A 12,618-nucleotide genomic window follows, 5' to 3' on the forward strand; every position below is an offset into this window, starting at 1 on the left:
GTCAGCGGCGACCCTTGGTCAGATTACCGTATTACGCTAATATCAAGTTCGAATCTGGCCGGTCAGTCCATAGAAGGTGGCACGTCATGCAGGTGGATCACTTTGACCACATAGTTCTGGTTGTCCGCGACCTTGACGTCACAACGGACTTCTACACCCGCGTCCTTGGCATGGAGTCCGTGACCTTCGGCGGCGGGCGGCGCGCCCTCGTCTTCGGGTCCAGCAAGATCAACCTGCACCAAGCGGGGAAGGAATTCGAGCCCAAGGCGCACCGCCCCGTACCTGGCAGCGCTGATGTCTGCCTGATCGTGCGTCAACCGATCGACGACGTCGTGACGGAGCTGGGGCAGCTGGGCGTGGAAGTCGAGGAAGGGCCTGTACGGAGGACAGGTGCTGGCGGACCCATCACCAGCGTCTACATTCGTGACCCGGACGGCAACCTTGTGGAACTCAGTACTTACAACGGTGTCAGCGCGGTGGAGGAGAGGATCGCGGCACTCGGCATGAAGCTGCCGGATGTTGTGCCGGCGCTGGCCGCGTACCAACCCGCCGTGCGCTCGGGTGCGTATGTCTTCACTTCCGGCCAATTGCCCATGGTAGATGGCGCACTGTCCATCACCGGCAAGGTCGGAGCCGAGGTCAGCGCGGAGCAGGCCAAGGAGCTCGCGACGGTGAGCGTGCTCAACGCGCTCGCCGCGGTGAAGTCCGTCCTGGGTGACCTCGACAGAATCGTGCGTGTGGTGAAGGTCGTCGGTTTCGTTGCCTCAGCTCCGGGCTTCACCGAGCAGCCCGGCGTTGTCAACGGCGCCAGTGAGTTGCTCGGGAAGGTGCTGGGCGAGAATGGCGTCCATGCCCGCTCCGCGGTCGGTGTGGCTGTGCTGCCCCTTGACGCCCCGGTGGAGATAGAGATCCAGGTCGAGGTTCGGGACCGGTGACATGTCCGACGGCTCCCTCTCGCGTCTCCAGCCGGGCGAGGGCGACCGTTCGCGCACAAGGCAGGAACACCCCACTCTTCGCCGACCCGAGGTTCATGCCTTCAGACTTCCCCGTTTGAGCTGGCTCGATGACGTTGCGCTGGAGCTCGTTGGTGCTCTCACCTACGTCATCAACGGGGTCTCACCGAAGTGGCATTTCGACATCGGCCTCGGTCGACCAGCCGTAACCGCCTGGAACGCGGACGGCGTTACCACAAGCGCTCGGCGGCGGTGTCCAGGTGTCAGGAGATGATCTTGTCGGTGTTCGGTCGGTGCGGATGAGCCGGTCGTTGTGGGCCCAGTAGCAGAGTTCGCGCGGTGAGGCTGCTGAGGGGGCGTTCCGAAGGGGGAGCTCGAGTCGAGATGCCGCGAGATGTTCCGGGTGTGCATGGCCTGGTTGGAGTTCGCGGCCAAGAGCTGGCAGACCTGGCCACAGCGGCCGGGGAGGACCCGGCCCGGGTCCTGCGCGCTGGGCAGGGCTGGTGGGTACACGGTGATTTCGATGGCGGTGATCGGGGTGCTGTCGCGTGGGCGCCCGTCGCGGTTCCAGATGTTGTGGCGGGAGGTTCCGCACCTGACGATGCGGGCGGACAGTCGCCTGCGGCACCCGGGAAGCAGCGCGTGCAGGACGCGGGCGCCGATGTGTCCCACCCGGTCGGAGCGGCTGCTCGGCCCTGAGGCCGTGGTTGCTCCGAGCAGACCGACCACCGTGTCGGGGCCCGCTCGTGTGTGTCCCATGGGCTTGACGTCACTGTCCGGCCCGGTCCCATCCGATGTACACGAAAGGAGTACTCCTGTGTCGTGCGCGGAGCACCTGCCCGGTGGTGAGGACGTCTGCCGGGAGCTCATTGATCGGCCCTCTGCGGGGCGTGTCCCTGATGCCGGTCAGACGGCCTCGGCCCGGCGGGGCTGGCACAACTCACAGTGGCCATCGAATGGCTCGCGCCACAAGCCATGCACCCGCCGGGACCGAGAGGTCACAACCCTACCGAAGAGGGCTGCAGAAGGGATGGTCCTCTCATGAGCGCCGCTCAGCAGACCCTCCTCGCAGCGCAGGACCCGGGCAGCGACCCCGAGGGGTCGACAGCGATGACGACACCAGTGGTGAATCCGGAGAACTGCAGCCGAAGGCCACGAAGCAGCAACTGAACGTGGCCGACGCCGCACTCTCGGCGGCCCGTGCGGTGCCGTGGCGGAGCGACCTCGAGGCGGCGGCGTCCCAGGCAGCACCAGCCGCCGGTGTGCACGGGCACCCATGAATGGCCTATTCCGCTGCCCTGATAGCCCTTCCAGCCCGCCGCTTCCCGTGCTTCGATCACCGCTTGACCGAAGCACGAGGACAGAGGGAACCCCATGCATTCCCACGAGCTTTCCCGCGATGCCGCGAGAGCGGCACCCCGCGCCCGGCCGCTGCCCGGGTCCCGCGCTGGTGCCACGATGAACATTCATCCAGACCGGACGATCACCCCTGACAACGTGCTTGCTCTGCAACGGTTCGCAGGAAATGCGGCGGTGGCCAGGTCACTGGAGGGAGAGCGTCACCGTCACGACGAGGGCTGCGGGCATGCACCAGCCGTACAGCGTTCGGCCGTGCACGAGGTGCTGCGCTCAGGCGGAACGCCTCTGGGCGGGCCTCTCCGCGCAGAGATGGAGGCACGGCTCGGAGCGGACTTCTCCGATGTGAGGATCCACTCCGGCCTCACCGCGCAGCGCTCCGCGGAGGAAATCGGCGCGCGCGCCTATACCTCGGGCAGCCATGTCGTCATCGGTGCGGGGGGCACGGACAAGCACACCCTCGCGCACGAGTTGACGCATGTCATCCAGCAGCGCAAGGGTCCGGTCTCGGGCACTGACAACGGAAGCGGACTGCGCGTCAGCGACCCCGGGGACCGCTTCGAGCGAGCGGCTGAAGACAACGCCAGGCGAGTGATGGCCGGCCCCGTGCCAGTGCGGAATGCCTTGGAGGCCGGCCTGGCCGCGCAGGGCGGCAGCAGCGAAGGCGCCGCGTGGAAAGAAGTTGAACCTGCTGTCGCCTCCACGGTGCAAAGGAGGCCGTCTGGTGACAGGAGGAACGAGCACTGGCGCAAGATGAACGATCCGTATCGAGGCCGGCCGGAGGACGAGGAGAAACCGTATGTGATTCGCCAGATATCGGCGGTGAATAAGCCGTACAACACCGACGCGATCACGCGGTTGCAAGAGCAGCATGCTCCGGGTAGCGCCCCGTTTGTGGTCGATCCTCAGCGTATCCGTACCATGCATGCGGGAATCGCCGACAGGTTCGCCGACGGTAGAAGCATGGATTCCACAACGGAATGGTTGAAGGAGGACCCGAAGCGAGCGAGGCACTTGCCCCCGATCGGGCTCGTCGCGACCGACATGCGACGGCATAAATGGGACAGCGACAGCGAACACAGTTCCCGGGAAAGTTCCCCTGCCCGACTCCCTGCCACAGGGACCAAGGATCCTGGGCTTGGTGTCAAGCCGGAACGCAGGAAGCGCCTCTTCTCTTCTGATCACCGGCGGGTGATCGCAGCACGAAATGCGGGCATCACCGAAATTCCGGCACAGTTCATGACGGAACCCACAGTCGGTTCGAAATTTACAACGCAGAACAACGGTCGCTCGGTGGAGGTGCGTAGCTACTTCAATCGGGAAGAGGGGGCGCACCAGGGGGGAAACCGTTCCACGTTTCCCAGTTCCGCGTACGTATACAAGGGCAAGAGTGCCCACGACGGCGAGGTCTGAGACGCCATCCTCTCACCTCCGGGTAGACCTGATCGGTCGCACACGGGTCCTCCTGTCCGGGCGATCTCTCGGTGGTCGGGGCATAAGGGAGGAGGCCGAATGGCAGATCGTCCTGGTGCTGCGGCCGGTCCCTGCGTAATGTGACTTTCCATCTGTCCAAACGCCGGCCCTCGCATGATGATTCGAGGCGCTGCCGACCGTCGTCCGGCTCTCGTCTGCGAACCCGGTCCGTCCGGGTCCCGCCCCACAATCAAGGACCTGGGAGCCGCCGCCGGGACGGGCACCCAGCGATCACCCACATCCACCAGCACAGACCCGCGCCGGACCAACCAGGTGGCCCAGGTATCCGAGGCCATCCGCGGATACCTCGTGCCGCACGCCCACGGAGCCGTTGGCGTGCGGCACGAAGTCCTCCTCGTCACCGACCGGAAGCCGCCCTCGCCGTCATTCTCCGGCAAGGACGGATCCCCCCGGGTTTGGAGCAGGAACAGGGAGTTGGTCCGGTCCGGTCGGTGGCGGCCTCGGATCAAGTCCTGCCGCTGTGCGACGGACCGAAGAACTCGATTTCGGCGATGGCCACCTGCTTCTGTGCGGAGATCCCGTAAGAGGACTCGATGGTGAAGCGGACCGCGATGACCTCGCCGACCCGGAAGGCGCGCCGCTGAGGACCCGCACCCTGGTCGAGGGTGATGCCACGCGTCTCGGTCTTTCCGCTGGGGTGCGTGATCCGGGCCTCGATGCGGTGCGGGAGAGCCGAGTGGGAGATCTTGTCGGCCCGGGGCGACTCTCCCGGCGTGATGATCAGGTCGAGCAGCCGGGTGGGCTGGTCGAACCGCGCTTCGATCCACTGGCCCTGCCCGGACTGGGACACCCCGGGGCCCCACCACGTGTTGTTGATATTGTCGAACGCCGACGCGGGCTTGTGGCCCGGGAAGGAGCGGGACGCGGCCCAGCGGTCCGGTGCGACCGGCGCACGCCTGGCGAAGTGGTCGCGGGTCGCTTGGACCCCCTTGGGGATGTTGACGGCCAGCACGATCAGCAGGGTCAGCACGACCGCCGCACCCAACCACCCGAGGATGCGGTCGAAAGCGCGGCGCAGCGGGGGACGCTCTCCCGCCCACGGGGCGTCACGATCGCCGCGGGCCAGGATCCGCCGCCACCAGGGCAGCCGCCCCGCGACCTGCCCGTCCCCGGCCATGGGCAGCGCACACCGGACACAGAAGTGCCGATCGGGCCGGTTGGGTGTGGCACACCAGGGGCACGGGATCCCGCCCAGCGCGCCCGGTTCCTCGCCCGGCCCCTGTACGACCTGCGGGCGCCGGGGGACCGGGCGGCCGGGCAGTACCGGGGTGACGGAGACGGGTTCATCGGGACGGGGCTCGGGGTCGGCGACGGGGACGAGCAGGCGGCGGGCACGGGTGGTCATGCCTTCCGGTTCGCCGGTGTGCGATGCCGGGCGCGCGGGTGCGACGGGCACGGTGGGGGAGGTGTCGTCCGAGGTCAGGGTGCCGGTGGGGTCGGGGAAGGTGTCACCGGGGCTGTCGGGACCGGAGGGGGCCGGTGACACCGAACCGCCGCCGGGATGCGGGGGTGCCGTGTCCGGGCTCAGCGGGTCGCGGGAGGGGGGAGACGGGTCCGTACCGCTGCGCGGGGAAACGCCGCCTCGGGCCGGTGACGAGTCGGACGAGTCCGGCGAGGCGGGGGCGGCAGGCTCGGTCGGTGACGCCACGGGAGACGTCTCGCCGGGGTCACCGCCGACCGAGCCGGAACCGCCCACGGCATCCACGGCGCGCACGTCCGAAGCCGCCACGGACGCGTGGGCCGTGGCGTGCGTAGGAGCGGCCCCGCCCCGGCCGGCCGCTGCCGCGGCGCGTTCCTGTTCTCCCCAGCTCAGCACTGCCCCGCAGGCCTCGCAGAACGACTGGCCCGGTTCCGCGCGGCTGCCGCATTCGGCGCAGCTCTGGGTGGTCGTCATCTCTCCGGTGTCCTTTCGGCAGATCCGGCGCGCGGGGCCGGTGGGGCAGGTTCGCCGGCGGTCACCTGGACCGTGTACGGCATGTGGGCGGGCCGGGCGGCGGCCACCAGGACGTTCAGGCGGTGCAGATCCGCGGGAGTCGGGTCGGACGTTTGGAGGCGCACGTGGAGCCGGGGACGGGGTTCGCCCGGTACCGGGCCGAGCGGGCGGGCGCTCCAGGCGGCGCCCCCGCTCTCGATGATCTCCGGTTCCACGCCGAAGGCGAGCCGTATCGCCTCAGCCAGCCCGTGCCGGGTACCGCGGACCCGGTGCAGATACGCGGCGGCGGCCACGGCGGCCCGCAGCCGCGGATCCGGTTCCGTGCCGTCCGTCTCGGCCCCGACCCAACCGCCCAGCCACTGCACGAAGTCGAGCGGGGCCAGGGACGGCCGGAAGTAGGTGTCGAGACAGTCGAGCACGTTCAGCAGCGGCGCGATCACGTCGTCGAGGCCGGCGACGAACCGCTGTGCGAGGCCGTCGTCGGCGAACACGCTGGGCAGCATTGCCCCGATCGGCATGGACGAGCCCAGACCGTCGATGGAGCCGCGCATCAGGAGTCGTCCCCGATCACGCGTACCCGGTGGTCGAAGGAGAACACCAGCGACGGCGGTGACAGATCGATCCGGTCGGTCGCCTCGCCGCGTTTGCCGGTCAGCGGATCGGCAGGGTGCAGCACCACCTGGTCGACCAGCTCCACCCCCGGTACGCGCTGCAGCACAGCGAACACCTCGCCGGACTGAACCGGGCGGCCGAACGGCCACCCGGTGCCGTCCGCACCGCCGGTGAGGGGGTCGAGGTGGCGGTAGAGGGCGTCGTGCGCCTCCCGCCGCACCCGTTCGCTCTCCACGCCGCGGAAAGCGTGCACCGTGGCCACCACCGTGACGCCCTGGTAGTACGGCGGCCCCACCGCCAGCCGCGTACCGATCAGCCGCCGTTCGTCCAGGTACCGAGTGATCCGGCTCAACAAGCCATCGCCGGGGACCAGTTGCTCGAAGCGGAGCCGGCCGCCCGGGTCCGGGACTGCCTGCGGCACCACCAGCACCCGTACGGCGTACGCCCCGTGCTCCTCTTCCTCGCCCTCCAGACAGGTGATACGGGCGGTCTCCGGTGCCGCACGGCGCGCCAGTTCCTCGTAATCGCGCAGGGTCACCGCGCGCTCCTGGGCGCGCAGCGTGATCGGCGCACGGACCTTCGCCTCGGCCACGGTCTCCCCGTCCACCCCGCCACGCGCCGCCTCGCGGTTGACGACCTCGGAGATGTACGGAATGGAGCTGCGCATGATCTGTACGGCGCCCCGGGCCACGTTGCCGGCGCGGCCGCCGCCGATGCGGTAGCGGCGGGCGCGGATCGGCGAACCCTTCGGGGCGACCATCCCGTACTGCCGCAGGGAGCCGTCCGGTTCGCGCACGGCCGGACCGAAGGCGATCTCTCCGGTCGTGGCGTCCAGGGTGATGTGCCGGTCGTGCGGTCCCGAGGCCGCGAAGTGCGGAACGACCTCCCAGTCGGTCCAGCCGTCGTGTTCGGCGGTCTGCAGCAGCACCGGTGGATCGTCACCCACCACGGGCGCGTGCGCCAGGCGCAGCCGCTGCCCGGGCAGCCCGGTGGACTCACCCAGCGCCTCGTCGTACACCGTCTCGGCGTGTATGACACCGGTGGTGCCGCCGATGGTGAAGGCTTCCGCCGAGCGGATCGTCGGGGAGGTGGTGTAGAAGGGCTGGCCCGGCAGCGGCTCGGTGACCCGGCAGCGCAGCCAGCCTGCCTCCTGACCGGCGTTGCGTGACAGCATGTGCCCGCCGGGCACGTGCAGGACCACCTCACCCGGGCGGTTGAGGCCGCCTGTGCCGTCCCGGTCGACCTCGCAGGGCCGCCAGCCGTCCGCCGTCCATGCCTCCCACACCAGCGGCGGCTGACGCGGGTCCACACCGACACCGTCCACCCGGCTGTCCAGGTCCAGCACGACAGCACAGTGCGGTACGGCGGCGGACAGGCCCAGCAGCATGCAGTCGCCGGGGTCGGGCGACTCGGCGAAGCACAGCACGTCCTTGTCCTGCTCGCCCAGGTCGTGGGTCCGCTGGACCGGCGACTCGCCCTTGTGCTGCACCAGCAGATGGCCCAACTCGCAGGGCACGATGGTCAGGTGCCGCTCGGTGGCGAAGACGACCGCGTCGTCACTTTCGGTCCGCACGGTGGCGACCTCGGTGGCGACCGGCACGGCCACGGGCTCCTCCTGAGGCGCCGACAGCCAGAACGTCACCTCCGTGCGGGCGGCGCTCGGCGGGAACAGGGTGATCCCCACCAGGTCCAGGAACGCCAGATGGTTCTTCTCCGGCACCCGGTTGAGCCGGTAGACGATCTGGTCGGCCATGTGGGCGACCGTCTCGACCAGGGTGACCCCGGGGTCGGATACGTTGTGGTCGGTCCACTCGGGGGCACGCTGCTGGATGTAGCGCTTGGCGTCGTCGACGAACTGCTGGAAGCGGCGGTCGTCGAGATTGGGGGAGGGCAGGGCCATCAGCGGTCGCTTTCAGGGGAGTCGCCCGCGCCGGGGGCGTCGGGATCCTCGTGGGACGGAATGACGTAGAACGGGAAGACGAGGGAGCGCGGGTTGTTGGTGCCGCGGATCGAGTAGTGGACATCGATGTAGAGAACGCTCTGGTCGGAGCCCGCCGTGACCTCGACGTCGTCGACCTCGATACGCGGCTCCCAGCGGTCCAGGCTCTCGTACACCTCGTGCTGGATGCGGCCCGCGGTCTGCTCGTTGACCGGAGCGAACACCAGGTCGTGGATCGCGCAGCCGAAGTCCGGCCGCATCGGCCGTTCGCCCGGCGCGGTGGACAACACCAGCCGGATCGCCTCCTCGACCTCCTTCTCTCCGCTGACCAGGGCGATCCCCCCGGTGGGCCCGATGCGCAGCGGGAACGACCAACCGGATCCCACGAACTGCTCGGCCATCAGAACCGCACCTGCCTTCTCTCACCACGGTTCACGGGATCACCATCGGCACGGGGATGGTGGTGACGCCGAAGACGGGGGACCCGACAAGGGTGGTCGGCGCCTTGATCGTCGTGTTGGCGGCCGAGGTGATCTGGACCGTGCCGCCGCCGGTGAGACTGGCCATGCCGGCGGCCGTCAGGTTCAGGACGCCCGCAGCGTTGACGCCGATCCGGCCCGCGGCGCGTACGTTGACCATGCCGCCGCCCTGGATGCTGAGCGGTCCGCCGCTCTTGATGGTCAGGCTGCGCCGGGCGGTCAGTGACAGGTCGGTGCCGGCCTCCACCGACACCGAACGGCTGCCCTTGATCGTGACCGTCCCCTTGCTGTCCACGACGATCTCGGTTTTCGTCCGGTCCAGGTTGATGGTCAGCTGCTTGTCGCCGGAGATCAGCCGGACCCCCTGTTTGCGCAGGCCGGTCTTCTGGCTGAGCAGGTCCATACGGTTCCCGTCCCGGTCGGAGATGGTGTGCCGGCTCGCCTTCTTGCGTGTGGCGTCGTGGAGCGGCTCACTGACGGCCGTCGGTTTGGCGTCGCCGTTGTACAGGCCGCCGATCACGAACGGATGATCGAGCGCCCCCCGGTCGAACGCGACCAGCACCTCGTCCTTGACGTCCAGCGGGAAGACCCCGCCGCCGTAGCTGCCCATCTGCACGGTCCGTGTCCAGTCGCTGATGTAGTTGTCGTCCAGCCACGGAAACCGCAACTTGACCCGCCCCTGCTTGAGAGGGTCGTTCACGTCGGTGACCACCGCGTTGGCCACGCTGGGCAACCGGGGGGTGGTGTCCGCGCCCCCGGAGGCCAGTCCGTAGAGCGAACGCCACTGCCGCCCGCTGACGGTGACCCACACCTCGTAGTGCTTGCCGTCGCCGAAGACGTGCCGTACGGAGGTGACGGTGTACTTGCCCTCGAAGGGCTTCCCGACGTGTGCCAGTGCCACCGGGACTCCCGGGCGCAGCTTGGGATTCCCCCGCGCGACGACCTCCAGTTCGGCGAAGGAACCGGTCACGTCGTCGGCAAGGGCCTCGGCGGCGAAGTTCACCTCGCTCTGCTTGTCGTAGGGCGTGCTCGTCTCGACGAGAGTGGCCGCCTTGAACCTGCCGGCTGCCGTGCCCGGCGTGGTGCCGATGCTGATGCCGGGGTTGGCGGTCGCGGGCGAGGTGGCGGTGAGCTGCTTCCCCGTGGTCACGTCCCACCCGCGGGCCCGGACCTTGGCCACCTGGTCGGCGGCGGTGACCGACGCCCGCAGCCGCAGGATGTCGTGACCGGCCTCCAGGACGAACGGGCTCTTGTCACCGTCGGTGTTGGGCGAGGGCGCGCCGGAGGCCGGCTTGGGACGGACGAACTGGAACTTGCCCATCGCGTCGATGGACATCACCATCTCGTTCTCGTCGGCGAGCCGCGCGAGGAAGTCCCAGTCGGTGACGTTGGACTGGCTGATGAACTCGTACACCGTCTTCGTCGGCTGGATCCGCCCGATCGGCACGCCGTCCATGGCGGCCAGTTTGCGGGCGATGTCGGACGCCTTCTGGTTGCGGTAGGCGGCCACCCGGCGCTGGCGCAGCAGGCGGTGCCCCAGATCGTAGCCGCGGACGACGGTGAAGGATCCGGTGCCGTCGTAGTCGGCCTCGAGGGCGGTGACCTCACCGGTCAGCAGCGGATCGGCGGCCCCCGCTCCGTCGGCCACCGGCGCGAGCACCACCTTGGTGCCGAAGGTGATGTTCAGCTTGCCGAGGAGCAGCCGGTAGGGGTCCCGGAAGGTGAGCCGGAAGGCGGCCGGGACTCCGGCGCCCTGGTCGACGTAACAGTCCACCAGGTCCGAGGCGAACTCCGTGGGCAGCTTGGCACCGCCGAGCCTCACCTCGACGACATTGGAATAAGCGGACTGCACCATCAGAGGAGCACCTCCTCACCGGCCGGCAGCACCAGTTCCCGGCCGGCCGGCAGGTGCGTCGGGTCGTCGATGTCGTTGGCCTCGGCGATGGCGCGCCAGGCAGCCGCGTCGCCGTACTCCCGCCAGGCCAGTGACTGCAGCGAGTCGCCCGCCACGACCCGGTGCACGCGCTGCGCGGTGAGCGCGCCGGAGGTCGGGTTCTGCCCCTTGGTCCGGCTGGGAATCTCGTGCAGCTGGAGCCGGCAGGTGGCCCGGATCGGGACACCGGTCGTCGAGAACAGCGTGTAGTTGGCCTCCACGGAACTGACGTACGCCGTGAACCGGGCCGTCGAGAACGCTCCCCACTGGAAGACGACCCACGGGGGCGAGGGCTGCTTGGCGCCCACGCTCGCGGTCGTCACTTCGCAGCAGGCGAGCAGCGACTCGACCCTCTTCAGGACGGTGTTGCTGCTCGGATCGTCGGAGGAGTCGAGGAAGATCTCGACGCTCATCTCACGTGGATCCGAGCCCATGAACTCCGGTAGCGGACCGCTCCGTTCGATCTGGGCCGGGGTGACCTTCCACTGGGCGCGGCGGGTCATCGACAACTGCGCCGGGTTGAAGTCGAAGCTGAATGTCTCGATCCTCCCGCCGGGCTTGCGGCTCTTGCCCTTCGGCGGTTGGCGGATCGCGAGCGTGGCGCGCACCAGGCTCTTGCCCGCTCCGTCCTTGCTGCCCTTGGCCATGTCTGCTGACTCTTCCCTCAGTCCGTGAACCCGTGGTGGGCGATCTCCAGCACCTCGTTGGCGACGGCCGGGGAGCCGGGGTCGAGGGTGGGGCCCGTCCAGCTCACCGGCAGCACCTCGATCAGTCCCCAGCGGGCCACTTCGGAGCCGTCCGCGCGTAGCGCCGCGATCTGGGCGGTCGGCCGCTTGATCCCGGTCTGTACGGACGAGATCCACCTGGCGACCTTGGCGGTGTCCGGGGTGAGCGGGCGGGTCAGCCGGATGGTGGAGAACGTGACCCGGGTGGGCAGCGCCCAGACGAAGCCGTTGTTGCCACCCTCCTGGCGGTGCTCCACCTCCACCTGGGACGCCAGCCCCTCGCATCCGTTGAAGTAGCCGAGGCTCTCGCCGTCGATGCTGAGGCTGAACCAGACGGTTGAGCCCGGGTCCTGGCGGGACATCGCGGATAGGCCTTTCTGTCGATGCTGTCTTGATCCTGGTCAGCGGCGGGGGTCGCGGAGCCGCCCGATCCGCTCCCGGTCCAGGCGCAGTTCGGTGCGCATCAGGCGGGTGATGCGGCCGGTGATCCGGTGCACGAGTTCGTCGAGCTGAAAGTCGGTGAGCTCGCGGGGGTCGAATCCGGCCGCCGGGATTTCCGCGTAGCCCGGTGGTCCGTCCTCGGACGGCGAGTGCGGGGGTGGTTCGTGCGCCGGTGGTGAGTACGGGAGTGGGACGTGGGGGCGGGACGGGGAGGCGCGCGAGGGCGTGATTCGTCGGGCGACGGTGACCGGTCCGGTCGGGCCGCCGGTGCCGGGGGCTCCGATAGCCGAGTGCGGTGCCGGGGACCTGGGCTCTTGGGGGGCTTCGCTGAGGCGCTGGGCGACCGGGAGCGGGGCGGGGGGTGCTGCGGGGTGCGGAGAGAGAGGGGCTACCGGACGACGTGATGCGCCGGTGCGACCGGACCTCTGCGTGAGGGGTGGCAGTGGCGCCGGGAGCGAGGGCAGCGGGGGGTGCACGGGCGCCTGCACGCCGGGTGCCGTCGCACGCTGAACTGCAGGAGTGCCGGGTGCCGTCGCATGCTGAACGGCAGGAGTGCCGGGTGCCGACGACGCCGGCCGCGGCGTGACAGGTGGGGGAGCCGCGGGTGTGAGAGACGAGGGGGCCGTGAGGAGGGCGGGCTGGGGCGTCGGGGGAAGGGCGCGTTCCACTCCTGCCGGAAGGACCCGAGCCGGTGTGCGGGGTGCCGGGGCGGGAGTGTGGGCCGCCGGAAGGGAGGGATCGGCCACGGGCACG

At 69.4% G+C, this 12,618-nt stretch carries 9 protein-coding genes and 1 pseudogene; 3 read left to right on the plus strand and 7 right to left on the minus strand.

The genetic code is table 11. The annotated features are described in order from the left end of the window. Positions 1-86: 86 nt before the first annotated feature. The 3 genes and pseudogenes from ACWDUZ_RS28095 to ACWDUZ_RS28105 all read left to right on the plus strand — a co-directional run. Positions 87-440: pseudogene (locus tag ACWDUZ_RS28095) on the plus strand (VOC family protein); the annotation flags it as partial. Between the two features lie 3 nt (positions 441-443). Then, on the plus strand, positions 444-935 hold the full coding sequence (locus ACWDUZ_RS28100; RefSeq protein WP_451634613.1) for a RidA family protein: 492 nt from the start codon (positions 444-446) through the stop codon (positions 933-935). Positions 936-2,411: 1,476 nt separating this feature from the next. After that, positions 2,412-3,722 carry an eCIS core domain-containing protein gene (locus tag ACWDUZ_RS28105; protein ID WP_451634584.1) on the plus strand — a complete coding sequence of 437 codons (1,311 nt, stop codon included), beginning with the start codon at positions 2,412-2,414 and terminating at the stop codon, positions 3,720-3,722. 526 nt (positions 3,723-4,248) lie between these two features. Here the strand turns inward: ACWDUZ_RS28105 and ACWDUZ_RS28110 are convergent. The 7 genes from ACWDUZ_RS28110 to ACWDUZ_RS28140 are packed head-to-tail and all read right to left on the minus strand — an operon-like array spanning position 4,249 to position 11,786. Next, positions 4,249-5,697 carry an NADase-type glycan-binding domain-containing protein gene (locus tag ACWDUZ_RS28110; protein ID WP_451634585.1) on the minus strand — a complete coding sequence of 483 codons (1,449 nt, stop codon included), beginning with the start codon at positions 5,695-5,697 and terminating at the stop codon, positions 4,249-4,251. Next, positions 5,694-6,287 carry a phage tail protein gene (locus tag ACWDUZ_RS28115; RefSeq protein ID WP_451634586.1) on the minus strand — a complete coding sequence of 198 codons (594 nt, stop codon included), beginning with the start codon at positions 6,285-6,287 and terminating at the stop codon, positions 5,694-5,696. Before ACWDUZ_RS28115 ends, ACWDUZ_RS28110 begins: the two co-directional genes overlap by 4 nt. After that, complete coding sequence (locus ACWDUZ_RS28120; protein ID WP_451634587.1) at positions 6,287-8,248, minus strand: putative baseplate assembly protein; 1,962 nt, start codon at positions 8,246-8,248, stop codon at positions 6,287-6,289. The genes ACWDUZ_RS28115 and ACWDUZ_RS28120 overlap by 1 nt, the downstream gene beginning before the upstream one ends. Beyond that, positions 8,248-8,688: a GPW/gp25 family protein gene (locus ACWDUZ_RS28125; protein ID WP_451634588.1), complete on the minus strand. Its 441-nt coding sequence runs from the start codon at positions 8,686-8,688 to the stop codon at positions 8,248-8,250. The genes ACWDUZ_RS28120 and ACWDUZ_RS28125 overlap by 1 nt, the downstream gene beginning before the upstream one ends. A 31-nt stretch (positions 8,689-8,719) precedes the next feature. Further along, on the minus strand, positions 8,720-10,621 hold the full coding sequence (locus tag ACWDUZ_RS28130) for a VgrG-related protein (RefSeq protein ID WP_451634589.1): 1,902 nt from the start codon (positions 10,619-10,621) through the stop codon (positions 8,720-8,722). Continuing rightward, positions 10,621-11,346 carry a CIS tube protein gene (locus ACWDUZ_RS28135; RefSeq protein ID WP_451634590.1) on the minus strand — a complete coding sequence of 242 codons (726 nt, stop codon included), beginning with the start codon at positions 11,344-11,346 and terminating at the stop codon, positions 10,621-10,623. Before ACWDUZ_RS28135 ends, ACWDUZ_RS28130 begins: the two co-directional genes overlap by 1 nt. A 17-nt stretch (positions 11,347-11,363) precedes the next feature. Beyond that, on the minus strand, positions 11,364-11,786 hold the full coding sequence (locus ACWDUZ_RS28140) for a phage tail protein (RefSeq protein WP_451634591.1): 423 nt from the start codon (positions 11,784-11,786) through the stop codon (positions 11,364-11,366). Between the last annotated feature and the right edge of the window lie 832 nt (positions 11,787-12,618).

This window comes from Streptomyces sp. NPDC003393, from assembly GCF_053589015.1.

Excerpts from the sequence above, each read along its gene's own strand:
- ACWDUZ_RS28105 (WP_451634584.1), top strand. The coding sequence starts at position 2,412 with ATGAACATTCATCCAGACCGGACGATCACCCCTGACAACGTGCTTGCT.
- ACWDUZ_RS28110 (WP_451634585.1), bottom strand. The coding sequence starts at position 5,697 with ATGACGACCACCCAGAGCTGCGCCGAATGCGGCAGCCGCGCGGAACCG.
- ACWDUZ_RS28115 (WP_451634586.1), bottom strand. The coding sequence starts at position 6,287 with ATGCGCGGCTCCATCGACGGTCTGGGCTCGTCCATGCCGATCGGGGCA.
- ACWDUZ_RS28120 (WP_451634587.1), bottom strand. The coding sequence starts at position 8,248 with ATGGCCCTGCCCTCCCCCAATCTCGACGACCGCCGCTTCCAGCAGTTC.
- ACWDUZ_RS28125 (WP_451634588.1), bottom strand. The coding sequence starts at position 8,688 with ATGGCCGAGCAGTTCGTGGGATCCGGTTGGTCGTTCCCGCTGCGCATC.
- ACWDUZ_RS28130 (WP_451634589.1), bottom strand. The coding sequence starts at position 10,621 with ATGGTGCAGTCCGCTTATTCCAATGTCGTCGAGGTGAGGCTCGGCGGT.
- ACWDUZ_RS28135 (WP_451634590.1), bottom strand. The coding sequence starts at position 11,346 with ATGGCCAAGGGCAGCAAGGACGGAGCGGGCAAGAGCCTGGTGCGCGCC.
- ACWDUZ_RS28140 (WP_451634591.1), bottom strand. The coding sequence starts at position 11,786 with ATGTCCCGCCAGGACCCGGGCTCAACCGTCTGGTTCAGCCTCAGCATC.